The 25,496-nt window shown below is 69.0% G+C and carries 25 protein-coding genes; 22 read left to right on the top strand and 3 right to left on the bottom strand.

The window, feature by feature from the left end; translation table 11 throughout:
* Window positions 1-10 precede the first annotated feature (10 nt).
* From ftsW to ACU6WY_RS05720, 11 genes are all read left to right on the top strand, one after another.
* The gene (gene ftsW / locus ACU6WY_RS05670) at window positions 11-1,249 is read left to right on the top strand and encodes a putative lipid II flippase FtsW (protein ID WP_483821479.1); all 1,239 of its coding nucleotides are present in this window, start codon (window positions 11-13) and stop codon (window positions 1,247-1,249) included.
* 84 nt (window positions 1,250-1,333) lie between these two features.
* Window positions 1,334-2,407 (top strand): UDP-N-acetylglucosamine--N-acetylmuramyl-(pentapeptide) pyrophosphoryl-undecaprenol N-acetylglucosamine transferase, encoded by a 1,074-nt coding sequence (locus tag ACU6WY_RS05675; protein WP_483821480.1) that lies wholly within the window; start codon window positions 1,334-1,336, stop codon window positions 2,405-2,407.
* A gap of 53 nt (window positions 2,408-2,460) precedes the next feature.
* Window positions 2,461-3,867 carry a UDP-N-acetylmuramate--L-alanine ligase gene (murC, locus tag ACU6WY_RS05680; protein ID WP_483821481.1) on the top strand — a complete coding sequence of 469 codons (1,407 nt, stop codon included), beginning with the start codon at window positions 2,461-2,463 and terminating at the stop codon, window positions 3,865-3,867.
* 3 nt (window positions 3,868-3,870) lie between these two features.
* On the top strand, window positions 3,871-4,869 hold the full coding sequence (locus tag ACU6WY_RS05685) for a cell division protein FtsQ/DivIB (RefSeq protein WP_483821482.1): 999 nt from the start codon (window positions 3,871-3,873) through the stop codon (window positions 4,867-4,869).
* Window positions 4,870-5,019: 150 nt separating this feature from the next.
* Window positions 5,020-6,198 (top strand): cell division protein FtsZ, encoded by a 1,179-nt coding sequence (ftsZ, locus tag ACU6WY_RS05690; RefSeq protein WP_483821483.1) that lies wholly within the window; start codon window positions 5,020-5,022, stop codon window positions 6,196-6,198.
* Between the two features lie 67 nt (window positions 6,199-6,265).
* On the top strand, window positions 6,266-6,949 hold the full coding sequence (locus ACU6WY_RS05695; RefSeq protein WP_483821484.1) for a YggS family pyridoxal phosphate-dependent enzyme: 684 nt from the start codon (window positions 6,266-6,268) through the stop codon (window positions 6,947-6,949).
* 31 nt (window positions 6,950-6,980) lie between these two features.
* Complete coding sequence (locus tag ACU6WY_RS05700) at window positions 6,981-7,451, top strand: cell division protein SepF (RefSeq protein WP_483821485.1); 471 nt, start codon at window positions 6,981-6,983, stop codon at window positions 7,449-7,451.
* A gap of 6 nt (window positions 7,452-7,457) precedes the next feature.
* Window positions 7,458-7,760 carry a YggT family protein gene (locus tag ACU6WY_RS05705; RefSeq protein ID WP_022877736.1) on the top strand — a complete coding sequence of 101 codons (303 nt, stop codon included), beginning with the start codon at window positions 7,458-7,460 and terminating at the stop codon, window positions 7,758-7,760.
* Window positions 7,761-7,880: 120 nt separating this feature from the next.
* Complete coding sequence (locus ACU6WY_RS05710; RefSeq protein WP_483821486.1) at window positions 7,881-8,492, top strand: DivIVA domain-containing protein; 612 nt, start codon at window positions 7,881-7,883, stop codon at window positions 8,490-8,492.
* A 9-nt stretch (window positions 8,493-8,501) separates the two neighbouring features.
* Window positions 8,502-9,089: a signal peptidase II gene (lspA, locus tag ACU6WY_RS05715; protein ID WP_483821487.1), complete on the top strand. Its 588-nt coding sequence runs from the start codon at window positions 8,502-8,504 to the stop codon at window positions 9,087-9,089.
* Between the two features lies 1 nt (window position 9,090).
* The gene (locus ACU6WY_RS05720) at window positions 9,091-10,014 is read left to right on the top strand and encodes an RluA family pseudouridine synthase (protein WP_483821488.1); all 924 of its coding nucleotides are present in this window, start codon (window positions 9,091-9,093) and stop codon (window positions 10,012-10,014) included.
* A gap of 21 nt (window positions 10,015-10,035) precedes the next feature.
* Here the strand turns inward: ACU6WY_RS05720 and ACU6WY_RS05725 are convergent, their stop codons facing one another.
* Window positions 10,036-10,512 (bottom strand): NUDIX domain-containing protein, encoded by a 477-nt coding sequence (locus ACU6WY_RS05725; protein ID WP_483821489.1) that lies wholly within the window; start codon window positions 10,510-10,512, stop codon window positions 10,036-10,038.
* Window positions 10,513-10,610: 98 nt separating this feature from the next.
* On the opposite strand from ACU6WY_RS05725, the gene dnaE reads away from it, so the two are divergent.
* From dnaE to ACU6WY_RS05750, 5 genes are all read left to right on the top strand, one after another.
* Complete coding sequence (gene dnaE / locus ACU6WY_RS05730; RefSeq protein WP_483821862.1) at window positions 10,611-14,075, top strand: DNA polymerase III subunit alpha; 3,465 nt, start codon at window positions 10,611-10,613, stop codon at window positions 14,073-14,075.
* Between the two features lie 96 nt (window positions 14,076-14,171).
* Window positions 14,172-15,410, top strand: a complete 1,239-nt coding sequence (locus tag ACU6WY_RS05735) for a hypothetical protein (RefSeq protein ID WP_483821490.1) — start codon at window positions 14,172-14,174, stop codon at window positions 15,408-15,410.
* A gap of 63 nt (window positions 15,411-15,473) precedes the next feature.
* The gene (gene hisD, locus ACU6WY_RS05740; protein ID WP_483821491.1) at window positions 15,474-16,775 is read left to right on the top strand and encodes a histidinol dehydrogenase; all 1,302 of its coding nucleotides are present in this window, start codon (window positions 15,474-15,476) and stop codon (window positions 16,773-16,775) included.
* 12 nt (window positions 16,776-16,787) lie between these two features.
* A complete protein-coding gene (gene nrdR, locus ACU6WY_RS05745; RefSeq protein WP_483821492.1) occupies window positions 16,788-17,279 on the top strand; it encodes a transcriptional regulator NrdR in 492 nt (163 codons plus the stop codon).
* Between the two features lie 10 nt (window positions 17,280-17,289).
* Window positions 17,290-18,315, top strand: coding sequence for a quinone-dependent dihydroorotate dehydrogenase (locus tag ACU6WY_RS05750; protein ID WP_483821493.1), 1,026 nt, complete (start codon window positions 17,290-17,292; stop codon window positions 18,313-18,315).
* A 68-nt stretch (window positions 18,316-18,383) separates the two neighbouring features.
* On the opposite strand, the gene ACU6WY_RS05755 is transcribed toward ACU6WY_RS05750, so the two are convergent.
* On the bottom strand, window positions 18,384-18,956 hold the full coding sequence (locus tag ACU6WY_RS05755) for a DUF3043 domain-containing protein (RefSeq protein ID WP_483821494.1): 573 nt from the start codon (window positions 18,954-18,956) through the stop codon (window positions 18,384-18,386).
* A gap of 47 nt (window positions 18,957-19,003) precedes the next feature.
* On the opposite strand from ACU6WY_RS05755, the gene ACU6WY_RS05760 reads away from it, so the two are divergent.
* The 6 genes from ACU6WY_RS05760 (at window position 19,004) to ACU6WY_RS05785 (ending at window position 24,864) form a co-directional block, all read left to right on the top strand.
* A complete protein-coding gene (locus ACU6WY_RS05760) occupies window positions 19,004-20,398 on the top strand; it encodes a M20/M25/M40 family metallo-hydrolase (RefSeq protein ID WP_483821495.1) in 1,395 nt (464 codons plus the stop codon).
* 72 nt (window positions 20,399-20,470) lie between these two features.
* Window positions 20,471-20,836: an iron-sulfur cluster insertion protein ErpA gene (gene erpA / locus ACU6WY_RS05765; protein WP_483821496.1), complete on the top strand. Its 366-nt coding sequence runs from the start codon at window positions 20,471-20,473 to the stop codon at window positions 20,834-20,836.
* Between the two features lie 167 nt (window positions 20,837-21,003).
* Window positions 21,004-21,885, top strand: a complete 882-nt coding sequence (ctaC, locus tag ACU6WY_RS05770; protein ID WP_483821497.1) for an aa3-type cytochrome oxidase subunit II — start codon at window positions 21,004-21,006, stop codon at window positions 21,883-21,885.
* 2 nt (window positions 21,886-21,887) lie between these two features.
* Window positions 21,888-23,651, top strand: coding sequence for an aa3-type cytochrome oxidase subunit I (ctaD, locus tag ACU6WY_RS05775; RefSeq protein ID WP_483821498.1), 1,764 nt, complete (start codon window positions 21,888-21,890; stop codon window positions 23,649-23,651).
* Window positions 23,652-24,071, top strand: coding sequence for a cytochrome c oxidase subunit 4 (locus ACU6WY_RS05780; protein WP_483821499.1), 420 nt, complete (start codon window positions 23,652-23,654; stop codon window positions 24,069-24,071).
* A gap of 100 nt (window positions 24,072-24,171) precedes the next feature.
* Entirely contained in the window at window positions 24,172-24,864 is a 693-nt protein-coding gene (locus tag ACU6WY_RS05785; protein ID WP_483821500.1) for a PP2C family protein-serine/threonine phosphatase, read from the top strand.
* Between the two features lie 73 nt (window positions 24,865-24,937).
* Here ACU6WY_RS05785 and ACU6WY_RS05790 read toward each other — a convergent pair whose 3' ends face one another.
* On the bottom strand, window positions 24,938-25,345 hold the full coding sequence (locus tag ACU6WY_RS05790; RefSeq protein WP_483821501.1) for a rhodanese-like domain-containing protein: 408 nt from the start codon (window positions 25,343-25,345) through the stop codon (window positions 24,938-24,940).
* Window positions 25,346-25,496 lie beyond the last annotated feature (151 nt).

Raw genomic sequence — 25,496 nt, forward strand, 5'->3', positions numbered from 1 at the left:
GGGGACCCGCGTGACCACGACCGCACCCCCACCCCGCCAGGCCCCCGAGGGAGAGCCCGCTCGCACCGGACTCGCCGCGCGCGTGTCGCTCGGCCGTGCCTTCCAGCCTGTGCCGAGCGAGTTCCTGCTCATCGCCTCCGCGGCCCTCCTGCTGACCGGCTTCGGGCTGGTCATGGTGCTGTCGGCCACCTCCGCGGTCGACGGCGGTCAGAACCCGTTCGACCACGTGCTCAAGCAGGGCATCTTCGCCGTGGTCGGCATCCCCTTGATGTTCGTGCTCAGCCGCGCGCCGATGCAGTTCTGGAAACGCATCGCGTGGTCCGCGCTGATCCTCGCGACGCTGTTCCAGCTGCTGGTGTACGTGCCGGGACTGGGTGTCGAGTCGTACGGAAACCGCAACTGGGTGCAGATCGCCGGGCTCCAGTTCCAGCCGGCCGAGTTCCTCAAGCTTGCGCTCGCGCTGTGGATGGCGGCGGTGCTCTACCGGAAGCGTCGCCTGCTCACCTCGTGGAAGCACGTGTTCATTCCCGTCGTGCCCGTCGCCGTCCTCGTTATCGGGACGGTGCTCGGCGGCCGCGACCTCGGCACGGTGATGATCCTCGTGCTCGTGGTGCTCGGCGCGCTGTTCTTCGCGGGCATCAAGCTGCGGATGTTCATCGTGCCCGCGGTCCTCTCGATCGTCGTGGTGCTCGTCTCGGCCCTCGGCAGCGAGAACCGCATGGCGCGGATCGCGAGCCTGTTCGACCCCGACGACGCGTCGTGCTACTACACCTCGTGCTACCAATCGCTGCACGGGGTGTGGGGGCTGGCGAGCGGGGGAGTGCTGGGGCTCGGCCTCGGCAACTCGAAAGAGAAGTACGACTGGCTGCCCGCCGCCGCGAACGACTACATCTTCGCGATCATCGGCGAGGAACTCGGACTCATCGGATGCCTCGTGGTGCTGGTCTTGTTCGCGCTGTTCGCCGTGGGAGCCTTCCACATCATCCGTCGCACCGACGACACGTTCGTCCGTATCGTGGCCGGAGCGATCACGCTGTGGATCGTCGGACAGGCGCTGGTGAACATCGGTGTCGTGCTGCGGATCTTCCCCGTGCTCGGCGTGCCGCTCCCGTTCATGTCGCAGGGCGGCACGTCGCTGCTGTCGGTTCTCATCGCGTGCGGTGTCCTGCTCTCGTGCGCCCGCACGCTGCCGGATCGCCGTCCCGCCGCGGCGACGCCCACCCGGGCGACTCGCCGTCGCTCGGCCTGACGCCGCGCCCGCGCGGGCGGTTCTCTCGGGGGAGCGGGGCGCTCCGCGGCATCCAGGACGCGTGAGGCTGGCTAGGGTCGAGGGGTGACGACCACGCTTCTGGCCGGCGGCGGGACCGCCGGGCACGTCAATCCCCTCCTCGCCGTCGCTGACGGCCTGCGCGCGCGCGACGCCGGCGACGAGGTGCTCGTGCTCGGCACGCGCGAGGGTCTCGAGGCCCGCCTCGTTCCGCTGCGCGGCTACGAACTGCTCTTCGTCGACAAGGTGCCGTTCCCGCGTCGACCGAATCGGGCGGCCGCGGCGTTCCCGGCGCGCTTCGGGCGGGCCGTGGGCCAGGTGCGGCGCATCATCCGCGAACGCGGTGTCGAGGTGGTCGTCGGTTTCGGCGGGTACGCGTCGGCCCCCGCTTATGTCGCGGCGCGGCTCGAGAACGTGCCGTTCGTGGTGCACGAGGCCAATGCCAAGCCGGGGCTCGCGAACGTCCTCGGCGCGCGTGCCGCCGCGAGCGTGGGCGTGGCATTCGAGGGGACGCCTCTGCGAGGAGCCCGGGTGGTGGGCATGCCGCTGCGCCGTGAGATCGTCGATCTCGATCCGGCGGCGCTGCGCGCCGAGGCGGCCGCGTCCTTCGGATTGGATGCCGATCGCCCGACGCTCCTCGTCTTCGGGGGCTCGCTCGGCGCCCAACGCCTGAACGAGGCGTTCGGTGCGGCCTGGGGCGACGTGCTCGAGGCCGGGTGGCAGCTGCTGCACGTGACGGGGCAGACCTCTGACCTGGCCGACCCGGGTGCTCCCGGCTACGCCCTCGTCCGCTACGTCGACCGCATGGATCTCGCCTTCGCCCTGGCCGACCTCATCGTCTCGCGGTCGGGTGCGGCGACGGTGAGCGAGATCAGTGCCCTCGGCATCCCGGCGATCTACGTGCCCTACGCCGTGGGTAACGGCGAGCAGAGCCTGAACGCCGCGTCGGCGGTGCGGGCGGGGGCGGCACGCGTGATCCCCGACGCGGAGTTCACGGCCGACCGTGTGCGGTCCGAGATCGTGCCGCTGCTGCGGGACACCGCCGCGCGCGACGCGCTGCGCGCCGCCGCAGGCCGCACGGGGACGCGCGCGGGCACCGAGAACGTCCTCGCGCTGGTGGACGCCGCCCTGGCCCGGTGACGCGGGCGCGCCGGGGGCGGGCGGTCACCCCGGCGACGTAGGATCGCAAGGTCATGATCAGACCCGACCTCAGCCTCCCCATTCCTGAGACCATCACCTCCGCGCACTTCATCGGGGTGGGTGGCTCGGGCATGTCCGGACTCGCCCGCATGTTCCTCGACCGCGGCATCCGGGTCTCGGGGTCCGACCGCGCCGACAGCGCGGCCCTCCGCGACCTCTCCGCGCGCGGCGCGACGGTGCACGTCGGTCACGACGCCGCGCACCTCGGCGACGCCGACACCGTCGTGCACACCGGGGCGATCTGGCCCGAGAACCCCGAGTACGTCACGGCGAAGGCGCGCGGTCTGCACGTGATCCACCGCTCGCAGGCGCTGCACTGGCTGATCGGTGGTCGGCGTCTGGTGTCGGTGGCCGGCGCCCACGGCAAGACGACCTCGACGGGCATGATCGTCACCGCTCTGCGCGCCCTGGAGGCCGACCCCACGTTCGTCAACGGCGGGGTCATCGCCGATCTCGGCGCCTCCAGCGGAACCGGGTCCGACGAGCTCTTCGTGATCGAGGCCGACGAGTCCGACGGCACATTCCTGCTGTACGACACCTCGGTCGCCCTCATCACCAATGTCGACCCCGACCATCTCGATCACTACGGCTCTCGCGACGCGTTCGACGCGGCGTTCGCCCGGTTCGCCGACGGGGCCCGCGAGGCGGTCGTCGTCTCGGCCGACGACCCCGGCGCGCGGAGCGTCACCGAGCGGTTGACGCACCGGAATGTGGTGACCTTCGGCGAGGATGCCACCGCCGACGTGCGGCTGTCGGGCATCCGCACCGACGGGCCGGTCGCCTTCACACTGTCGGCCGACGGCGACAGCGTCGACGTGCAACTGCGCGTCCCGGGCGCCCACAACGCGGTGAACGCGGCGGGCGCGGTCGCGGTGCTGCGGGTGCTCGGGTACGGCCTCGCCGAGGCGGCCCGTGCGGTCGAGGGGTTCGGCGGCACCGTGCGCCGGTTCGAACTGCACGGCGTGCAGCGCGGCGTGAGTGTCTACGACGACTATGCCCACCACCCCACCGAGGTCGCGGCGGCCCTGTCGGCGGCCCGCACGGTCGTGGGCGAGGGGCGCCTCATCGCGATCCAGCAGCCGCACACCTACTCGCGCACGCAAGAGATGTACCGCGAGTTCGCCGAGGTGCTCGAGACCCTGGCCGACCACACCGTCATGCTCGACGTGTACGGCGCGCGCGAAGATCCCGTCCCCGGGGTGACCGGCGAACTGGTCAGCGGCGCCTTCGCCGACCCGGCGAACGTGCACTACGTGCCCGACTGGCAGAGCGCAGCGGACTACACCGCGCAGATCGCCCGACCGGGCGACTACGTCATCACCCTGGGCTGCGGCAACGTCTACCAGATCATTCCGCAGGTGCTCGAGGCGCTCTCCCGCACCGAGGCCGCGGCGGTCTGACCCGTGCGCCGGCCGTCGCCCCTGCCCACGCCCCCGGGGTCGGAGCGCTCCTCCGCGCCGTCGCACGGCGAGGGTCGAGGGCACGGGCGCGGGGGAGATGTTCCCGCCGCGCTGGACGTCCCGCGCCCCGAGACCGGCCCCGAGGCCACCGCGCCGATCCTGCCGCTGCCCACCGGGCCGCGCGATCCCGCCCGCGCCGTGCCGGACGAGGAGCCGACGCCGGCTGGGGACGCGGAGGCAACGGGACTGCGAGACGTGTGGCGTGCCTCGCGCGCGCGTCGCCGTGCGCTGCGCGCCGAGGTTCGCCGATTCACGGTGCGTCAGCGCCGTCGCCGCCGAATCTGGATCGGCGTCGGTGCCGCGTTCCTGCTCATGGTGCTCGGCACGGTGGGAGCGGCCTACAGTCCGCTGTTCGCCGTCGAACGCATCGAGGTCGTGGGCACCTCGCAGATGGATGCCGCCGCCGTGGCGGATGCGCTGAGCACGCAGGTCGGCACGCCGCTGGCGATGGTCGACGAGAGTGCCGTGAAGGCGGCGCTCGTGCGCTTCCCGCTCGTCGAGTCGTACACGCTGGAGGCGCGCCCGCCGCACGATCTGGTGGTACGCATCGTCGAGCGCACACCGATCGGCGTGGTCCAGACGCCCGCGGGCTACACGCTCGTCGACGCCGCGGGCGTCGTCCTGGCGACGACCCCCGACATCCCGGCCGGACAACCGGTGCTGGAGATCGCGGGAGGAACCGGCGCGGAGCCCTTCCGGGCCGCGGGTCGCGTCGTGCGCGCGCTGCCCGATGGCATCCGTTCTCAGGTGACGGCGGTGGCCGCCTCGACGCCCGACGACGTCACGCTGACGCTCGGAGCGACGAACTCGCGCGTGGCGTGGGGGAGTGCTGACCGATCGGCCGAGAAGGCCCGGGTGCTCGACCTGCTCATGCAGAAGAGCCCGCCCGACCAGACGCGCGAGTACGACGTCACGTCGCCCGAGGCGGGCGTCGTTCGCTGATCCGACGGGCGATGTTCCGACACGCCGCGTGTCGGGCCCCCGCCACCGGATCCGCGGCCTAACTTCGAGCTAAGGAATTGCATACCGGGCAATTCTTTAACCCTCAACATGAGGTTTAGAGTTTCGGGTTCGGGGATAACGGAGGCCGGCATGAGCCACAACCAGAACTACCTCGCCGTGATCAAGGTCGTCGGCGTGGGCGGAGGCGGCGTCAACGCCGTCAACCGCATGATCGAGCTGGGCTTGCGCGGCGTCGAGTTCATCGCGATCAACACCGACGCGCAGGCGTTGCTGATGAGCGACGCCGACGTCAAGCTCGACGTCGGTCGCGAACTGACGCGCGGCCTGGGCGCCGGCGCGGATCCCGAGGTGGGCCGTCGTGCCGCCGAGGACCACGCCGAGGAGATCGAGGAGGCCCTGCGCGGGGCCGACATGGTCTTCGTGACCGCGGGTGAGGGCGGCGGCACGGGCACCGGTGGTGCTCCCGTCGTGGCCAAGATCGCGAAATCGATCGGCGCCCTGACCATCGGCGTCGTCACCAAGCCCTTCTCGTTCGAGGGGCGTCGTCGCCAGAGCCAGGCCGAGGGCGGAGTGGCCCGCCTGAAGGAAGAGGTCGACACGCTCATCGTCGTGCCGAACGACCGCCTCCTCGAGATCAGCGACCGCGGCATCTCGATGATCGAGGCCTTCGCGACCGCCGACCAGGTGCTCTTGGCCGGTGTGCAGGGCATCACCGACCTCATCACCACGCCGGGGCTGATCAACCTCGACTTCGCCGACGTGAAGTCGGTCATGCAGGGTGCGGGTTCCGCGCTCATGGGCATCGGCTCGTCGCGCGGTGCCGATCGCGCCATCAAGGCCGCCGAGCTCGCCGTCGAATCGCCGCTGCTCGAAGCCTCCATCGAGGGGGCGCACGGCGTCCTGCTCTCGATCCAGGGTGGGTCGAACCTCGGCATCTTCGAGATCAACGATGCTGCCCAGCTGGTGAAGGAGGCCGCGCACCCCGAGGCCAACATCATCTTCGGTACCGTGATCGACGACACCCTCGGCGACGAAGTGCGCGTCACGGTCATCGCGGCCGGATTCGACGGTGGCGAGCCGTCGCTGCGCATCGACGCCGTCGGCGCGCAGCGCGCGGTCGCTTCCCCGGCCGTTCCGGCCATCCCCGCCGACGATGTCGCGCGTGACCTCGACGCGGCCGAGGAGCAGAAGGCCCAGACGACCGAGCGCAAGCCCGAACCGGCGCCGGTCGCCGCGCACGTGCCCGAGACTTCGTACGACGCCGGCTTCGCCGACGACGACCTCGACGTGCCCGACTTCCTGAAGTAAGCGCGAGCGACAGACGCAGCGGGTCCGGTCTCCACCGGGCCCGCTGCGTCGTCGAAGGAGAGCACACATGGACACCGCCCTGGCTGATCGGCTTGCGTCGGTCGACGCTCGGATCGCGGAGGCCGCCCGCACGGCCGGCCGCGACCCCTCCGGCATCACCCGCATCGTGGTGACGAAGTTCCACCCCGCCTCGCTCGTCGCCGATCTGCACGCTCTCGGCGTCCGTGACGTGGGGGAGAACCGTCAACAGGAGCTCACGGCCAAACGCGCGGAACTCGCCGCTTTCGACGACCTCCGCTGGCACTTCATCGGGCAAGCGCAGACGAACAAGGCGCGCGCGGTGCGCGCGGCATCCGACGTCGTCCATTCGGTTGACCGCACCCGGATCGCCGACGCCCTGGATGCCGCGGGCGACGGTGACCTGCTCGACGTGCTGGTGCAGGTCAATCTCACCGACGACGCCGGCCGCGGGGGTGTCGCTCCGACGGGCGTCGAATCCCTCGCCGCGCACGTGCGGTCGCTCGCGGGTCTGCGGCTGCGCGGCGTCATGGCCGTCGCGCCGCTGGACGAGATGCCCGCCCGCGCCTTCGAACGGCTGCGTGCCTGCGCCGACGACGTACGGCGTGTCGTCCCCGACGCGGACTGGATCTCGGCGGGCATGACGGGGGATTTCCCGGAAGCGATCGCGATGGGCGCGACACACCTGCGGATCGGTTCCGCAATCACGGGCCCGAGGCCCCCACGCGACTAGCCTCGAACCAGACGAGCGAACGGAGGATGCGATGTCGAACCCGCTCAAGAAGACGATGGTGTACCTGGGACTCGCCGACGAGGAGGAGACCTATGAGGAGACGGCACCGCAGCCCGTCGCGCGCAAGCAGTCCGCTTCGCCTGCGCCGGTCGAGAAAGCTGCTCCGGTGACCCCGCTGCACCGCCCGGCCGTCGTGCGCCAGCCTGCCGCCGGCCCCGTGAGCGAGATCCTCACGGTGCACCCGAAGCAGTACCGCGACGCGCAGACGATCGCCGAGAACTTCCGCGAGGGTATTCCGGTCATCATTAACCTGTCGCAGATGAGCGATGCCGACGCGCGTCGCCTGATCGACTTCGCGAGCGGACTCTCGCTCGGTCTGTACGGACGCATCGAGCGGGTCACGAGCAAGGTCTTCCTGCTCTCGCCCGAGAACATCGCCGTCTCCGGCGACGGTGCGATCGCCCAGGCCGACCCCGACGTCGCGCCCTTCGCTGCCCAGTAAGCGATCGTGGCCGTCCTGAGCCTGGTCGGCTCCATTCTCAGCGCGCTCCTGTTCATCTACATCGTGCTGCTGCTGGCACGATTGGTGCTCGAGTACATCCCGATGTTCAATCGTGAGTGGCGGCCTCGCGGGGCGATGCTGGTGGTCGCCGAGATCGTCTATACCGTCACCGACCCGCCGATCCGCCTTCTGCGTCGGGTGATTCCGCCCCTGCGCATCGGCGGTATCGCGATCGACTTCGCCTTCGCGATCACGATGTTCGCGTGCTTCCTCCTACTGAGTGTGACGCGGTCGCTCGCGGCCCTGTGACCTCACCCGCCGCCGCCCTTCGACACCGGAGAAGGGCGGCGGCTATGCTGTTCCGAAGCGGTGTGCCCCGGTGCGACACCCCCCCAGTTCCCATTCAGAGCTCTCGAAAGAGGAAACACCATGGCACTGACCCCCGATGACGTCGTCACCAAGCAGTTCCAGCACGTTCGCTTCAAGGAGGGTTTCGACCCCGATGAGGTCGACGACTTCCTCGACGAGATCGTCGTTGAGTGGCGCAAGACGATCGCCGAGAACGAAGAGCTGAAGGCCAAGCTTGCCGCGCTCGAGTCCGGTGACGCCGCGCCCGCCGCTGCGGCCCCCGAGGCCGAGGAGCCCGTCGTCGCCGATGTGCCCGCCCCGGCTCCCGCAGTGGCCCCCGCCACCGAGGGTGAGGCTGCTCCCGCCGCCGCGCAGAGCGCGGGCATCATCGAGCTGGCGCAGCGCCTCCACGACGAGCACGTCGCCGAAGGTAAGGCCCAGCGCGACCAGCTCGTCTCCGAGGCTCAGGCCCAGGCCGCCTCGATCGTGGCCGAGGCCGAGAAGAAGGGCCGCGAAGAGCGTGCCCGTCTCGAGAAGGAGCGCACCACGCTCGAGGGTCGCATCACCGAGCTTCGCAACTTCGAGCGCGACTACCGTTCGCAGCTGCGTTCCTACATCGAGGGCCAGCTCCGCGATCTCGACACCGCGGGTTCGTCGTCGGGCTCCACGCCCGTCTCGGCGATCGGTCTGTAGGCCGACTCTTTGCGCAGTCGATCTCCTCTGCGTTCGGCGGCGGCCGGCGCCTTCGTCGCGATCCTCGCGGTGACGGTGCTGGCCGCCGACCAGGTGGCGAAGATGATCGCCATCGACACGCTCCCCCCGGAGCGGGTCGTCCCGGTGCTCGGTGACGCCCTGCAGTTCTATCTCGTCCGAAACCCGGGCGCCGCCTTCTCGCTCGGCGAGGGGGTGACGTGGATCTTCACGATCGCCCTCGCGGTAGTGGCGGGAGTCATCGTTTATCTCGCGGCGACGCGCGTCCGGTCGCGGCTGTGGGCCGTTGTCCTCGGTCTGCTGCTCGGTGGTGTGCTGGGCAACCTGACCGACCGTCTGCTGCGCGCACCCGGTTTCCCGGTCGGGCACGTCGTCGACTTCATCTCCACCCCCTGGATGATGCCCGCCATCTACAACGTGGCCGACATCTTCATCGTGTCGATGATGATTTCCGTCGCGCTCCTGGTGCTGTTCGGTCTCCGTCTCGACGGCACGCGTGAGACGCAAGCCTCACGCGACGCCGATGCGGCCGCCGCGGACGACGCCGTTGACGCACCCGGTGAGCAGGGTTCGCGCTGACATGGAGTCGCGGAGCCTGCCCGTTCCTGACGGGCTCGAGGGAACGCGCGTCGACCAGGCGCTGGCGAAGATGCTCGGCTTTTCTCGCACGTTCGCGGCCGAGGTTGCCGACGCCGGCGGCGTGAGCGTTGACGGCCGCGCCGTCGGACGCTCCGACCGCCTGCGGGCGGGGGACTGGCTGAGTGTCGAGTGGGAACCCAAACGCGACCCTGAGGTCGTGCCCGTCGCGGTCCCCGATCTTGGCATCGTGTGGGACGACGACGACATCGTCGTGGTCGATAAGCCCACGGGGGTCGCAGCCCACCCCTCGATCGGGTGGGAAGGACCGACGGTGCTCGGCGCCCTCGCCGCCGCGGGGTTCCGCATCGCGACCAGTGGTGCCGCCGAACGCCGCGGGATCGTGCACCGTCTCGATGTGGGGACCAGCGGACTCATGGTGGTCGCCAAGACCGAGCATGCCTATTCGGTCCTGAAGGCTGCGTTCAAGGAGCGGACGGTCGACAAGATCTACCACGCCGTCGTGCAGGGGCACCCCGACCCGCTCGCCGGCACGATCGATGCCCCCATCGGACGGCATCCGAGTCACTCGTGGAAGTTCGCCGTCACCCCCGACGGCAAGGACTCGGTCACGCACTACGAGACCCTCGAGGCTTTCCCGCGGGCGTCGCTGCTGGAGATTCACCTCGAGACCGGCCGTACGCACCAGATTCGCGTCCACATGGCCGCGCACCGGCATCCGTGCGCCGGTGATCCGCTCTACGGCGCCGACCCGACGCTCTCCGCTCGCCTCGGGCTCACTCGCCAGTGGCTGCACGCGCACCGGCTGGCGTTCGCCCATCCGGCCACGGGGGAATGGTCGAGCTTCGAGTCCCCGTATCCCGCTGATCTCCAGCACGCGCTGGACGTTCTCCGCGACGGGGCCTGACCCGCACTCGCGCGGCTCGGCTCAGCGGTCTCGGAACTCGAACCGCGTGGGACCGTCGGTCAGTGCGGCGCGCACACGGTCTGCCATATCGGCATCCAAGATGTCGTCCGCCCCGGCGATCGGGTACCACCCGACCTCCGTCATCTCGCCGTCGACGGGCACGGGATCGCCCGAGATCCAGTCGCACGCGAAGGTCAGATCGAGGTAGTCGCTCTGATCTCCGTTGTCGTAGGTGACCCGGGGGATCTGGTGCACCCAGGCCAGACGCGCGACCCGGATGCGGACGCCCGCCTCCTCTTCGGCCTCGCGCGCCGCGGCATCCGCCGGTTCTTCACCCGGGTCGACGATGCCGGTCACGGGGGTGAGCCGTCCGTTGTCGCTGCGCCGGCCGAGCAGCAGCTCATCGCCGCGCACGATGACGGCGGTCACGCCGACGAGGGGGAGCGGGCGGGTGCCGACGTGGCGGCGGAGTTCCAGAACGAAGTTGGGTGTGGGCACGCGCCCACGGTAACGGATGCCATGTCGGAGGGGGAACGTACACTCGACGGGTGGCAGCAGACTCCTTCGTTCACCTTCACGTGCACAGCGAGTACTCCATGCTCGACGGTGCCGCTCGCATCGGACCCATGGTCAACGAGGCCGTCAAACAGGGCATGCCCGCGATCGCGGTGACCGACCACGGCAACACGTTCGCCGCATTCGAGTTCTACAAGACCGCGAAAGACGCCGGAATCAAGCCGATCATCGGTATCGAGGCGTACGTGACCCCCGGCACCCACCGTTCCGACAAGTCGCGCGTGCGCTGGGGTACTCCCGAGCAGCAGAGCGACGACGTCTCCGGTTCCGGCGCGTACACGCACATGACTCTGCTGTCCGAGACGACCGAGGGCATGCACAACCTCTTCCGGCTGTCGTCTAAGGCGAGCATGGAGGGGTACTACTTCAAGCCCCGCATGGACCGCGACCTCTTGCAGACGTACAGCAAGGGTCTCATCGCGACCACCGGGTGCCCCTCGGGCGAGGTGCAGACGCGCCTCCGGCTCGGGCAGTACGACGCCGCCCGCGCCGCGGCCGCCGAGTTCCAAGACATCTTCGGCAAAGACAACTATTTCGCCGAGATCATGGACCACGGTCTGTCGATCGAACGGCGCGTCATGGGCGATCTGCTGAGGATCTCCAAAGACCTCGGCATCCCTCTCGTCGGCACGAACGACCTCCACTACACGCACCAGCACGACGCGACGAGCCACGCGGCGCTGCTCTGCGTGCAGTCGGGATCGACGCTCGACGACCCCAAGCGATTCAAGTTCGACGGCGACGGCTACTACGTCAAGTCGCCCGCCGAGATGCGGCAGGTGTTCCGCGACAACCCCGAGGCGTGCGACAACACCCTCCTCATCGCCGAGCGCTGCGACGTGGAGTTCAACACCTCGGCCAACTACATGCCGCGCTTCCCGGTCCCCGATGGCGAGACCGAAGACAGCTGGATGATCAAAGAGGTCGAGAACGGCCTGCGCGATCGTTACCCCGGCGGCATCCCGGATGCCGTGCGGAAGCAGGCCGAGTACGAGACCGGCGTCATCTTGCAGATGGGTTTCCCCGGTTACTTCCTCGTCGTCGCCGACTTCATCAACTGGGCAAAAGACCACGGCATCCGCGTGGGTCCCGGTCGCGGTTCGGGCGCGGGGTCCATGGTCGCCTACGCCATGAAGATCACCGATCTCGACCCCCTCCAGCACGGTCTGATCTTCGAGCGCTTCCTCAACCCCGACCGTGTCTCCATGCCCGACTTCGACGTCGACTTCGACGACCGTCGCCGCGGCGAGGTCATTCAGTACGTCACCGAGAAGTACGGCGACGAGCGCGTCGCGCAGATCGTCACGTACGGCACCATCAAGGCCAAGCAGGCCCTCAAAGACGCCGGGCGCGTGCTCGGCTTCCCGTTCAGCATGGGCGACAAGCTCACCAAAGCCATGCCCCCGGCGGTCATGGGCAAAGACATGCCGCTCGACGGCATGTTCAACCCCGAGCACCCCCGGTACAAAGAGGCGAGCGAGTTCCGCACGCTCATCGAGACGGATGCCGAGGCCAAGACGGTCTTCGACACCGCCCTCGGGCTCGAGAACCTGAAGCGCCAGTGGGGCGTGCACGCCGCGGGTGTCATCATGTCGAGCGAGCCGCTGATCGACATCATTCCGATCATGCGCCGCGAGCAAGACGGCCAGATCGTCACGCAGTTCGATTACCCCGCCTGCGAATCGCTCGGGCTGATCAAGATGGACTTCCTGGGGCTGCGCAACCTCACGATCATCAACGACGCGCTCGACAACATCGAGGCGAACCGCGGCCACCCGCTCGTGCTCGAAGACCTCGCCCTCGACGACGCAGCGTCGTACGAGTTGCTCGCCCGGGGCGACACGCTCGGGGTGTTCCAGCTCGACGGCGGCCCGATGCGCTCGCTCCTGCGGCTCATGCGCCCCGACAACTTCGAAGACATCTCGGCCGTCCTCGCGCTCTACCGCCCGGGCCCGATGGGCGTGAACTCGCACATCAACTACGCGCTGCGCAAGAACAAGCAGCAGGAGATCGAGCCGATCCACCCCGAGCTCGAAGAGCCCCTCGCCGACATCCTCGACACCACCTACGGCCTGATCGTGTACCAGGAGCAGGTGATGGCGGTGGCTCAGCGAGTGGCCGGCTACACCCTGGGCCAGGCCGATCTGCTCCGCCGCGCGATGGGCAAGAAGAAGAAGAGCGAGCTCGACAAGCAGAAAGAGATCTTCTTCGGCGGCATGACCGAACGCGGCTTCGGCGAGGTGGCGCAACAGACGCTGTGGAAGGTTCTGGAGTCCTTCGCCGACTACGCCTTCAACAAGGCGCACACCGCTGCCTACGGGCTCGTGTCGTACTGGACGGCCTACCTGAAGGCGCACTACCCGGCCGAGTACATGGCCGCGCTGCTGACGAGCGTCGGCGACTCGAAAGACAAGATGGCGGTGTACCTCAACGAGTGTCGCCGAATGGGTATCCGGGTGCTCCCGCCCGATGTCAACGAGTCGATCCGCTACTTCGCCGCCGTCGGCGAAGACATCCGTTTCGGGCTCGGCGCCGTTCGCAACGTCGGCGCGAACGTCGTCGACGGGATCGTCGCGGCGCGGCAAGAGGCGCCCTACACCTCGTTCCATGACTTCCTGTCGAAGGTGCCCCTGCACGTGGCGAACAAGCGCACCGTCGAGTCGCTCATCAAGGCGGGGGCCTTCGACTCGCTCGGATCGACTCGCCGGGCGCTCGTCGAGGTGCACGAGGATGCGTGCGAGGGGGCTGTCCTCGATAAGCGTCGAGAGGCCAACGGCGAGGTCGGCTTCGACTTCGACTCCCTCTGGGACGAGCCGCAGCAGGTAGCCAAGGTCCCCGAGCGTCCCGAGTGGACCAAGAAAGACAAGCTCGCCTTCGAGCGCGAGATGCTGGGGCTCTACGTGTCCGACCACCCCCTGGCCGGCCTCGAGGTTCCGCTCGCCAAGCACGCGTCGACCTCGATCCACGACCTCCTGGCCTCCGACGACGTGCAAGACGGCGATCAGGTCACGGTGGCGGGGCTGCTCACGAGCGTCCAGCATCGCGTGGCGAAGCAGAGCGGCAACCCGTACGGCATGGTCACGGTCGAGGACTTCAATGGCGAGGTGACGGTCATGTTCATGGGCAAGACATACGCCGAATTCGCGCCGATCCTCGAGGCCGACTCGATCCTCGTTGTCCGGGGCCGGGTGTCTCGGCGCGACGACGGACTGAACCTGCACGCCCAGGCTGCGTTCACCCCCGACCTGGAGGGCTTCGACGCCCTCAGCGGACTGACCCTCGTGGTGCCCGAGCAACGGGCGAACGAGACCCTCGTCGGTGAGCTCGCCCAGATGCTCCAGCGGCACGCGGGAGACACGGAGGTGACTCTCAAGCTCCACAAAGGCGGGACCGCGAAGGTCTTCGAGGTGCCCCTGCCGGTCCGTGTGACGGCCGACCTCTTCGGGGAGCTGAAGGGACTGCTCGGCCCGAACTGCCTGGGGTGAGTCGAGCCGCGTAGTGTCAACCCGCGGCATCCGGGGCCGGCAGTGGCCATCCTCAGAAAGACGACGGACGCTCCGGCGCCCGAGGAAAGGACAATCGTGACCGATCGCTACGACGACCTCCCCGCCGAGCCGGCCGACCCGGCGACGAAGATCGACTCCGCGCGGGAGCCGGACGAGCGGGACGCGGTCGCGCACGACCAGACCCGGTCGGCCGCCCACGAGGAGGCCGAACGCCCGTCGTCGCTCGACAGCGACGATGACGCCGTGCGCGAGGACGCGGTAGCCTCTGCCGCACCCGCGCGACAGTTCGGCGCGCGCGACCACGTCAACGCGCACCGCTCCCCGGCGACCGAAGGCGCCGCCCTGCCCAGCGAGGCGCCGCAATACGGCGTCGGGCCGTTCTCTGTGCGCGAGGTCTCGCTCCTGGGCCTCTGGGCCGTGACCTTCCTCGTGTCCTTCTTCCCCCTGAACAACCTCCCGGCCAACGTGAGGGTCCTCGGTGGCGGGTCCAACGTCTGGTTGTCCGGACTCTGGTGGATCCCCGCGGTCGCCCTTCCCACCGTGGCCGTCGGCCTCCTGGTGCTGCGTCGGCTCTCGCCGCAGGGAATCCGCCGGGTGGGCTCCCTGGGCATCGATCAGTTCGCCTCGGTGGCGTTCTCGGTCGCCGCCCTGGTGTGGGTGGCCTGGGTGTGGGACACCGTGGCGGTCGCGATCGAGACCGGTCTGTGGACACGTACGTGGGTCGTGTGGGTGGGCGCCGTCTTCACCTTGGCGGGCGTCGTTCTGACGGTCTTCGCGCCCGTGATCCCGCCGTTCGAGCAGGACTTCCAGGGTCGCCCCGACGCTCCTGCACACCGCAACGCCCGCCCCGTCCGTCCCGTCACCCCGCGCCCGCCCCAGCCCCGCCCGGCGCGCACGGCGACGCCCGCGGCAGACCCCGAGCCGTCCCGGGCCGACGAGTTCGTCTCGCACGGTGCGGGCCCGGGCAGCTACACGGGTTCGACCGAGCCGTCGCACACCGACGCCGAGCCCGCGACCTCGGTGCTCCCGACGCACGGTGACACCCACGACACCGACGTGATTTCGGCGTCGTCGGGCGAGCACGAACCGCGCGCGGCGCACGACCCGTCGGCTCGGCAGGCGCAGCCCCAGGCGTTCTGGGCTCTGTCGCCGGAGGAGCGCGAGGTCGTCGACGACTACGGCACCCCGATCTTCCGCATCGGGCCCTCGGCGTGGGCGCTCGTGATCGAGGATCGCGGAGAAACGTTCGTCATCCGCCACGACGACGGGCGTATCGGCTACCTCCACGACGTCTCCGGCGTCACGCGCGGCTGAGCAACCCCGGCGAGCCGCCCGTTCCCCGACGGGCGGCTCGCTGTCGGGCGGTAGCCTGGACGAATGCTCCGCACCATCGATCTACGCGGCCGTGTGCTCTCACCGGCCGAGTTCCTCGCCGTGGTTCCTCGGGCCGATGCCGCCCGCGATGAGGCGTTGGCCACGGCCGCCCGGATCGTCGACGACGTCGCGCACCGCGGCGAAGAGGCCCTGCGCGAGCAGGCGGCGCGGTTCGACGGTGTGAGCGACCACGCGATCGCGGTCCCCGCGGCACACCTCGACGAGGCAGTGGCCGGCCTCAACCCTGGTATCCGCGCCGCGCTCGACGAGGCGATCCGCCGCGTGCGTGCGGCCTCCGCTGCCCAGATTCCCGCTCCCTCGGTCACCGAGCTCGGCCCCGGTGCCCGCGTCACCCAGCGGTGGCAGCCGGTGCGGCGCGTGGGTCTGTACGTGCCGGGTGGAAAGGCCGTCTACCCCTCCAGTGTCGTCATGAACGTCGTCCCGGCCCAGGTGGCCGGGGTGCGCGAAGTCGCCCTCGCGTCGCCGCCCCAGGCCGAGTTCGGGGGGCGCGTGCACCCGGTGATCCTCGCCGCCGCGCGTCTGCTCGGCGTGACCGAGGTGTACGCGATGGGGGGAGCGGGTGCCATCGGCGCCTTCGCCCACGGCATCGCGGCACTCGGGCTCGATCCGGTCGACGTCGTCACCGGGCCCGGCAACAACTTCGTCGCCTCCGCCAAGCGCGCCGTTGCGGGGCGCGTGGGCACCGACTCCGAGGCCGGAGCCACCGAGATCCTCGTCGTGGCCGATGCCACCGCTGATGCCGCACTGGTGGCGGCCGATCTGGTCAGCCAGGCAGAGCACGACGAGCAGGCCTCGGCGGTCCTCGTCACCGACACCCCGGGTCTCGCCGACGCCGTGCGCGCGGCGCTCGAGCCGCGAGTGGAGGCCACGCGGCACTCCGCGCGTGTCCGGGCGGCGTTCGACGGCCCGCAGTCGGCGATCGTGCTCGTCGACGACATCGCGCAGGCGACCGCATTCAGCAACGCCTACGCCCCCGAGCACCTCGAGCTCCACCTGGCCGATCCCCGCCCCGAGGACTACGTCAATGCCGGTGCGGTGTTCGTGGGCCCCTACACGCCGGTGAGTCTCGGCGACTACCTCGCCGGAAGCAACCACGTCCTCCCCACCGGGGGCCAGGCGCGCTACGGCGCGGGTCTGTCGGCGGCGACCTTTCTGCGTCCTCAGCAGGTCATCGAGTATGACCGCGATGCCCTGGCGGCGGTGCACGAGGCCATCGTCACTCTCGCCGACGCCGAGGCCCTGCCCGCGCACGGCGAGGCCGTCACGGCACGCTTCGTCGACTGATCGGGGTCCGCCATGCACTGTCCGTTCTGCCGCAACCCTGACTCGCGCGTCATCGACTCCCGCACGAGCGATGACGGACTCAGCATCCGTCGCCGTCGGCAGTGCCCGAAGTGCGGCGGCCGCTTCTCGACGGTGGAGACCGCGAGTCTCAACGTGATCAAACGCTCCGGCGTCGTCGAACCGTTCAGCCGAGAGAAGGTCATGTCGGGCGTGCGCAAGGCATGCCAGGGGCGACCCGTGACGGATGCCGATCTGGCCATGCTCGCTCAGCAGGTCGAGGAGGCGATCCGCCAGACGGGCTCGTCGCAGATCGAGGCGAACGAGATCGGCCTGTCCATTCTGGGGCCGCTGCGCGAGCTCGACGAGGTCGCCTACCTCCGGTTCGCGAGCGTCTACCAGGCGTTCGAGTCGCTCGACGACTTCGATGCCGCGATCGCGCAGTTGCGCGCCGACCACGCTGCGCGGGCGGCGGCGGGGCTGAGCATCACCGACGACGTCCAGTAGCCTGGCGGGGATGTATCCCCTTCTCTTTCGCTCGGTCCTGAGCCGCCTCGACCCCGAGTTCGCCCACCACCTCGGGGCTGTCGTCATCCGGGCCGCGGGCCTGGCACCCGTGGCATCCGTCGTCCGTCGCACCACGGCCCCCGCGCCGTCACTGCGCGTCGACGCGCTCGGGCTCACGTTCGACTCTCCGTTCGGCGTGGCCGCCGGGTTCGACAAGAACGTCACGATGGGTCTCGGGCTGCGTGCGCTCGGTTTCGGTCACGTCGAGGTCGGTACGGTCACGGCGCTGCCGCAGCCGGGAAACCCGAAGCCGCGGCTCTTCCGCCTCGTGGCAGATCGAGCGGTCATCAACCGGATGGGGTTCAACAACGAGGGAGCCGAGGCTGCGGCACGGCGCCTGCGGGCCCTGCGCCGGTCGCGCCGCCGCCCCGTCATCGGCGTCAACATCGGCAAGAGCCGGGCGGTGGCGGTCGAGGATGCTACGACCGACTACGTCCGGAGTGCGCGTCTGCTGGCGCCGCTCGCCGACTACCTCGTCGTCAATGTGTCCTCGCCCAACACTCCCGGCTTGCGGGGGCTGCAGGCGGTCGAAACCCTCCGGCCGCTGCTGACGGCGGTACGCGATGCGGCGGGCGAGACGCCCCTGCTGGTCAAGATCGCCCCCGACCTGGCCGACGACGAGGTGCGCGACATCGCGCGGCTCGCGGTCGACGCGGGGCTGGCCGGCATCATCGCCACGAACACCACGATCGCGCGCGACGGTCTTCGCACCCCCGATGCGGTGGTCGAGGCCGCGGGGGCCGGCGGACTCTCCGGAGCCCCGCTGAAGGAGCGGGCGCTCCAGGTGCTGGATCTCGTCCGCGAGGTCGTTCCGGAGGAGTTCGTGGTGATCTCGGCCGGGGGAGTCGGCACCGCCGACGATGTCCGCGAGCGGCTCGCCCACGGGGCGACCCTCGTCCAGGGGTACACGGCGTTCCTGTACCGCGGCCCGCTGTGGGCGCGGCAGATCAATCGCGGTCTCGCCGGGCCTCGCTGAGTCGGGCCCCGCGCCCGGAACGAAAAACGGCGGCGCGCCCGGAGACGCGCCGCCGTGAAATCGGCGGATCAGGCGGGGTGCTGTCCGCGCTTGACCTGTGCCTTCGGGAGACGCATGAAGCGCATCTGCACCGTGCGCATAGCGGCGTACCAGCCGAGGCCCTTCTCGAGGTTGCCCTCGCCGAACTTCTCTTTCGCGGCGCGCTTGACGCGGATCGACGTGATGATCATGTCGCCGATGACGAAGAGGATGAAGATCCACAGCGCCACGAACGACCAGTACTGGAAGAAGCCGTTCGGGACCAGCGTCAGCACGATGACGAGGATCATGAAGGGCATCACGCCCTCGCCGAGGTGCCAGCCGGCGTCGACGAAGTCGCGCGCGAACCGACGCTGCGGACCCTTGTCACGTACCGGGAGGTAGCGCTCGTCGCCGGCGGCCATGCCGACCCGCGCCTTTTCGCGCTGCGCGGAGAGTTCGGCGCGTGCGCGGGCCTTGGCTTCTTTGGTGTCGGGCACGAGCGGTCGCTTGCGCGCGGCCTCCTGCTCGGCGCGCGAGGGCGTCGCGCGTCCCTTCCCCGAACCGGTCAACGCCGGCTCGACGGGCGTGTCATTGGGAACGGGTGCGGGGGACTTGGCCACGGGAAACCTCGAGAGATCGCTGGATCGGGAGACTTAAGATTACCCGCATGACCCTCGACCTGTCCCGGCAGGACGCCGTGCGCGCCACCGCGTCCGCCGGCATCCCCTCCGCCCTCGCCGATCTCGGCGCCCTCGTGCGCATTCCCTCCGTCGCCTGGCCGGCGTTCGACCAGTCCGCCGTGGCGCGGAGCGCCGACGCCGTGGCCGAGCTCCTGCGTGGCACGGGCGTCTTCGACCGCGTCGAGGTGGCGCGCGCCGCGATCCCCGGCACCGACGAGACGGGGCAGCCGGCGGTGCTCGCTTCCCGTCCGGCGCGGAACGGTCGCCCGACGGTCCTCCTGTACGCGCACCACGACGTCCAGCCCCCCGGCGACGACGAGCTGTGGGAGTCCCCGCCCTTCGAGCCGACGGTGCGCGATGGTCGTCTCTACGGCCGCGGTGCCGCCGACGACAAGGCGGGAATCATGGTGCACGTGGGAGCGATCCGCGCTCTCGCCGACACGCTCGGCGACGATCTCGACCTCGGCCTCGCCGTGTTCATCGAGGGAGAAGAGGAGTACGGCTCCCGCTCGTTCGCGCAGTTCCTCGCTGATCATGCCGACGTTCTGCGTTCCGACGTGATCGTTGTGGCCGATTCCGGCAACTGGGACGAGCGCACGCCCGGGCTGACGGTCTCGCTGCGCGGCAACGCGCGCTTCACGCTCACGGTGCGCACGCTCGCCCACGCCTCGCACTCGGGGATGATGGGCGGTGCGGTGCCGGATGCCATGCTCGCCACGGTCAAGCTGCTCGCGACGCTGTGGGACGACGACGGCGCCGTCGCCGTGGAGGGCCTCGAGGTGCGGGAGGCTGAGACTCCCGACTACGACGAGGACACGCTCCGCGCCGAGTCCGGACTGCTCGAGGGTGTGTCGCCGATCGGGCGCGACAGCATCCTTAGCCGCCTGTGGAACAAGCCGTCCGTCACGATCACGGGATGGGATGCCACCCCGGTGGCGTCTGCGTCGAACACCTTGGCCCCGCAGACCCGCGTGGTCATCAGCACGCGGGTCGCGCCCGGCCAGTCCGCCGAAGAGGCGTATGCCGCTGTCGAGGCGCATCTGCGTGCGCACGCCCCCTTCGGTGCGCAGTTGGAGTTCAGCGACGTCGACTGCGGCGACGCCTTCTTGGTCGACACCTCCGGCTGGGCCGTGGAGGATGCCCGTGCCGCCTTCGCGGAGGGGTACGGCGTCGACTCCGTCGACGTCGGCGTCGGGGGGTCCATCCCGTTCATCGCGGACCTGGTGCGAGAGTTCCCCGGCGCGCAGATTCTCGTGACGGGCGTGGAGGATCCGCACGCTCGCGCACACAGTCCGAACGAGTCGCTCCACCTCGAGACGTTCGGCAACGCCCTCGTCTCGGAGGCACTTCTGCTGGAGCGCCTGAACCGCCGTACCGTCTGATCGGGGCCGCGGGGGCGAGGCGGGCGTAGAATCATCTCGTCCCCGCGACCGAACGACCCGAAGGGCCACGCCATGACCGACACGACACTGTCGTCCGACGCCGTTACCCGCGAGCACGGAGTCGCCCTCACCGACGCCGCCTCCGACAAGGTGAAGAGCCTGCTGTCCCAGGAGGGGCGCGACGACCTGCGTCTGCGCGTCGCCGTGCAGCCGGGCGGATGCTCGGGCCTGATCTACCAGCTGTACTTCGACGAGCGCTATCTCGACGGCGACAAGGTCGTCGACTTCGACGGCGTCGAGGTCATCGTCGATGACATGAGCGTGCCGTACCTCGACGGTGCGAGCATCGACTTCAAGGACACGATCTCGGAGCAGGGCTTCACGATCGACAACCCCAACGCGCAGGGCTCCTGCGCGTGCGGCGACAGCTTCCACTGACGCTCGCACGACGCTCCGGCGCCGAACTCGACGACCCCCGGGAATCGCGGATCACACCGTGAAACCCGGGGGTTTTCGATGCTTCGGTGCTGGACGAATGGCCAGAGAACCGTAAGAGGTTGCTCTAGACTGTCGAGAGCAACATCCACGACCCGGAAAGGTGCCCTGTGCCCTCCAAACGTCGCCTTCGCTGGGCAGCCGTCCCCGTCGGGATCGCTTCCGTCGCACTCCTCTCCGGCTGCACCACGTCGCAGCTCCATGGCTTCCTGCCGGGCTTCGTCGACGACGGCACTCCCGCCACGAACCACACCGACATGGTGGCCGGTCTGTGGGTCAACTCGTGGATCGTGCTCCTCGCGGTCGGTGTCATCACGTGGGGCCTCATGCTGTGGGCCGTCATCGCCTACCGTCGCCGCAAGGGGCAGTCGGGCCTGCCGGTTCAGCTGCGGTACAACATGCCCGTCGAGATCTTCTACACGGTCGTGCCGCTGATCCTCGTCGTGGGATTCTTCGCGTTCACCGCGCGTGACCAGAACACGCTCGAGACGCAGTACGAAGACCCCGAGGTCTCCATCACCGCGTACGGCAAGCAGTGGGCCTGGGACTTCCAGTACAACGGTGAGCAGGAAGACAACTCCGACGCGGTCTACTCGATGGGTGTCCAGGCCGACGCGACCGCCGACGGCTACGACCTGGAGAACGTCCCGACGCTCTACCTCCCCGTCAACAAGACGGTGCAGATCGAGCTGCGCTCGCGCGACGTGATCCACTCGTTCTGGATCATCGACTTCCTATACAAGAAAGACATGTACCTCGGCCGCGAGAACTTCTGGTCGTTCACCCCGACCCGTGAAGGCACGTACGAGGGCAAGTGCGCCGAACTGTGCGGCGAATACCACTCCGCCATGCTGTTCAACGTCAAGGTCGTCAGCGAAGCCGAGTACGAGGACTACCTCGACACGCTTCGCGCGGCCGGCGATGTCGGCGACATCAGCGACCTGTCGCGCCTGCAGAACCTCAGCACGGCCGGCACCGAAGGGAACGAGTGATCATGGCCACGACGCTTCCGCTCCAGGGGACGGGCTCTTCGCGCCCGACGACTCTCCCGCCGCGTCAAGCCGCTCTGCTCAGCACGACCCGTGTTGAGCAGAAGGGAAACCTGGTCGTCAAGTGGATCACCTCCACCGACCACAAGACGATCGGGTACATGTACCTGATCGCGTCGGTGATCTTCTTCATGCTCGGTGGCGTGATGGCGCTCATCATCCGCGCCGAGCTGTTCGAGCCCGGTATGCAGATCATCCCGACCAAAGAGCAGTACAACCAGCTGTTCACCATGCACGGCACGATCATGCTGCTGATGTTTGCGACGCCGCTGTTCGCCGGTTTCGCCAACGCACTGCTGCCGCTGCAGATCGGTGCGCCCGACGTGGCGTTCCCTCGTCTGAACGCGTTCGCGTTCTGGCTGTTCCTCTTCGGCTCCACTATTGCGGTGTCGGGCTTCCTCACCCCGCAGGGTGCCGCCGGATTCGGATGGTTCGCGTACCAGCCGCTGGCCAACGCCAGCTTCTCGCCGGGTGTCGGCGGAAACCTCTGGATGCTCGGACTCGGCATCAGTGGTTTCGGCACGATCCTGGGTGCGGTGAACTTCATCACCACGGTGCTGACGATGCGCGCGCCGGGTATGACCATGTGGCGCATGCCGATCTTCACGTGGAACACGCTCATCACGAGCATCCTGATTCTGCTGGCTTTCCCGGTTCTCGCCGCCGCGATCTTCGCCGCGGCCGCGGATCGCGTGCTCGGCGCACAGATCTACAACCCCGAGAACGGTGGTGTGCTCCTGTGGCAGCACCTGTTCTGGTTCTTCGGCCACCCCGAGGTGTACATCATCGCGCTGCCGTTCTTCGGCATCGTTTCCGAGATCTTCCCCGTGTTCAGCCGGAAGCCCATCTTCGGATACAAGACTCTCGTCTACGCGACGATCGCGATCGCGGCTCTCTCTGTCGCCGTGTGGGCCCACCACATGTACGTGACCGGTGGCGTGCTCCTGCCGTTCTTTGCGCTGATGACGATGCTCATCGCGGTTCCGACCGGCGTGAAGATCTTCAACTGGATCGGTACGCTGTGGCGCGGTTCGGTGACGTTCGAGACCCCGATGGTGTTCGCTCTCGGATTCCTGGTGTCGTTCGTGTTCGGCGGACTGACCGGTGTGATCCTCGCGTCGCCGCCGCTGGACTTCCACCTGTCGGACTCGTACTTCGTCGTCGCGCACTTCCACTACGTCGTGTTCGGAACCGTCGTCTTCGCGATGTTCGCCGGCTTCTACTTCTGGTGGCCTAAGTGGACCGGAAAGATGCTGAACGAGCGTCTGGGCATGGTCCACTTCTGGATGCTGTTCATCGGTTTCCACATGACCTTCCTCATCCAGCACTGGTTGGGTGTCGACGGCATGGTGCGGCGCTACGCCGACTATGCGGCCGCGGACGGATTCACGTGGGGCAACCAGCTCTCCACGGTGGGATCGATGATCCTCGGTGCTTCGATGATCCCGTTCCTGCTGAACGTCTGGATCACCGCGCGCAAGGCGCCGCGCGTGACGGTGGACGACCCGTGGGGCTACGGCGCGTCGCTGGAGTGGGCCACCTCGTGCCCCCCGCCGCGTCACAACTTCACCTCCATCCCGCGCATCCGTAGTGAGCGCCCCGCCTTCGACCTGAACCACCCCGAGGCCGGTATCCCGGTCGGTGTGGGCCCGGCCAAGGACGCCCCCGATACGCCCGTCGTCGACGCGGCTGCTGGAGAGGTCAAGTAAGTGCGCACCAACGTCAATCTCTGGTGGATCCTCACCGGCTTCGCTTTCTTCATCGCCGCGGTGTATGTGGTGTGGAGCCTCGTCGGTCACGGCGGGGTGGAGTGGGTCGGCACGGTCGCTCTGGTCTTCATGGGCCTGATGAGCGCGATGATCGGGTTCTACATCAGCCGTGTGCTCAAGGCACAAAACGGTGCTGATCTGCCCGAAGACTCCCTGACCGCCGACATCGACGACGGCGACCCCGAGATGGGCGAGTTCAGCCCGTGGTCGTGGTGGCCCATCGTGCTCGCGGGCTCGGCGGCCGTCGCCGCCATCGGTCTGGCCGTGGGCAGCTGGATGCTCCCCATCGCGTTCGGCATCTTCGCGATCGCCATCGTTGGCTGGGTATACGAGTACTACCGCGGGTACTTCGCGCGCTGATCCCGTGCCCCTTCGGTTGAATGCGGCCGCCGTTTCCGACGTCGGCGCCCACCGTCTCACCAACCAGGACGCCGCTTTTGCGGCGTCCTGGGGTGCGGCGGTGGCTGATGGTGTCGGTGGCGGCCCGTCGGGGGATCTTGCTTCGGCCGCCCTCGTGCACCGCCTCGTTGCAACGCGCGGCTCCGACCTCGACGCGGACGGCCTTTTGGTTCGCATCCGCGAAGCGAACTGGGACATTAGGGCTCACGTCGAGCGCGACCCCGCCCTGCAGGGCATGGCGACGACGTTCACGGGTGTCTTCCTCGGTGTGAACCAGGAGCTGCTCCTTGCCCATACCGGTGACTCTCGTGCCTACCTTCTGCGCGACGGTCAGTTCGGACGCCAGACCCGAGACGACTCGTACGTTCAGGCGCTGGTGGACCACGGACTGCTCTCGCCGGAGGCTGCGGCCGCACACCCACGCCGCAACATCATCACGGCGTCGCTTGCCGGCTCCGAGGGCGACGTCGTTTCGGTTGCCGAGCACGTTCCCCTCCCGGGGGATCGGTGGATGCTCTGCAGCGACGGCCTGACCGACTACGTTCCGGAGGTCGATATCGCCCGGCTGATCGCGGAGGCGGAAGACCCGCGGGCAGCGGCGGCCTCTGCCGTCGCCGTGGCTCTCGAGGCGGGAACCCGTGACAACGTGACGGTCGTCGTCTGTGATGTCGTCGACGAGAGCGCGAACGGCAGCGATCCGGTCTTCTTCGGCTCTGCCGCCCGGTGGTTCACGGAGGACGTAGAGACCGCCTGAGCGGCTCCCGACGGCGCCTTCCGGCTGCTGTGACGTGGAGACCTGCCCGAGCTGCGGCGCGGAGCGCGCAGCGTCAGCGGCGGACCACCATCACCGTGGGGTCGAAGACGCGCTCACACGGACCTTCGTCGTTCTCGTACGGCTGCCCCTCTCGGACCCAGTACTCATACCCGCCGATCATCTCCCGGACGCGGTACCCGAGCTGTGCGAAGGCCAGTGCGCCCTTCTGACCGGCATTACACCCCGGGCTCCAGCAGTAGACGACCACCGGTGTCTCCGGGTCAATCTCCCGGAGGGCACGGTCGGGGATCTCTGCGTAGGGCATGTGGATGGCGCCTGTGATGCGTCCCTGGGTCCAGGCAGCGTCGCCGCGGACGTCGACGAGCACGAAGGCGTCACCGGCCCGTTGGGCGGCGTAGACGTCCGAGGGGTCCGTCTCGTGCGCGAGCCGGGCAGAGAAATACGCGAGGGCGTCGGTCATAGCGTGACGATATCGCGCGGGGTGAGAAGTGGGGGAGAGGGACGGATGCCATTCATCCGCGCCATCCTGCCAGTCGGCGTTCCGTGTCGCTGGAGTGACGCCACGTGGAAACGACGAAACCCCGGTGCATCAGCACCGGGGTTTCGTCTCG

The organism is Microbacterium sp. ZW3a, assembly GCF_057167165.1.